Raw genomic sequence first — 1,394 nt, forward strand, 5'->3', positions numbered from 1 at the left:
AACATCAGCGGCAAAGGCCTGCTGACCCTCAAGACCGGGAATTTCGACAACAGCCATAACGGTCGCGTCAGCAGCAGCGATCGTCTGGACATGACGAGCGCACAACTGACCAACAGCGATGGCGGCAGCATCGGCAGCAGCCAGGCACTGACCGCGAGTGTCAGCCGCCTGAGTCAGCAGGGCGGTAGCCTGTTCAGCAACACCTCCTTGAGCCTGGACCTGAACAACGGCCAGCTCGACAACCAGGGCGGTTTGATCAACGCGCCAGGCGCACTGCTGCTGAAAAACGTCAACGAGGTTCTAAACCAGAACGGCGAAATCTCCAGCGCTCAGGCGTTCACCGTCAACGCTCAACAACTGGATAACAGCGGCGGCAAACTGCTCAGCAACCAATTGCTGACCCTGCGCATCGCCCGTGCGCTGACCAACCTCAAAGGCATGATCGCCGCAGCCGGTGTCGACGCCACCGCCAATACCCTCGATAACACGGGCGGTACGCTGACCAGCCGCAACAACCTGGACCTGACGGTTACCGGTCTGCTCACCAACCGTGACAAAGGCCTGATCAACGCTGCTCAGGCGCTCAAGGTGGGCAAAGCCAGCCTCGATAACCAGAACGGCCAGGTGCTGGGCGGAACCAGCCTGATCCTCGACGCCACATCGATCAACAACACCGCCAAAGGCCTGATCAACAGTACCGGCACCCTGAACCTGACGGCGGGCAGCCTGGATGCCGGCAACAGCGGCGAAGTGTCGGCCACGCGCGACATGACCCTGGTACTCAATGCACTGTCGCTCAACGGCGGACGCGTGATGGGCGACGCCGGGTTGTCCATCGACATGCAAGGCAACGACCTCAACAACCTCGGCGGTTTGATCACGGCAGACGGTTCGCTGACCCTCAACCGCATTCGCGACCTGAATAACCAGTCTGGCGAGGTCTCCAGCGCACAGAGTTTCAGGTTCGATGGCCGCACCCTCAATAACAGTAGCGGCAAGCTGATCAGCAGCAACGTGCTGACAGTCAACGCGACCAACCTGCTCAACCAGAACGGTCTGATTTCCGGCTGGCAGGGCCTGAACGTTTCCGGCAACCGCCTCGATAACCGTACCAACGGCACCTTGTCCAGCCGCAACGGCAACCTTGTTACAACCCTGACCGGTGAATTGCTCAACGGCGGCAACGGTGCGTTGGTCAGCCAGAACACACTGAGCGTAACCGCTGACAGCCTCGACAACAGCGGCGGCATCCTCTCCAGCGGAACCGGCCAGACCCTGACCGTCGCGGGCCTGCTGAACAACAGCCAGAACGGCCTGATCGACAGTGGTGCCGGGCTGACCATCAAAGCCAATGCCCTGAACAACGCGGCCGGTAACCTGACGGCCCAGCAGGG

At 61.0% G+C, this 1,394-nt stretch carries 1 protein-coding gene; it reads left to right on the forward strand.

Annotation, left to right across the window (positions count from 1 at the left end; all coding sequences use genetic code 11):
- Window positions 1–1,394: beta strand repeat-containing protein (locus RYC17_RS26770; protein WP_410478474.1), on the forward strand; the 1,394-nt coding region annotated here is incomplete at both ends.

This window comes from Pseudomonas syringae group sp. J248-6 (assembly GCF_032586995.1).
Classification (GTDB): domain Bacteria; phylum Pseudomonadota; class Gammaproteobacteria; order Pseudomonadales; family Pseudomonadaceae; genus Aquipseudomonas; species Aquipseudomonas amygdali.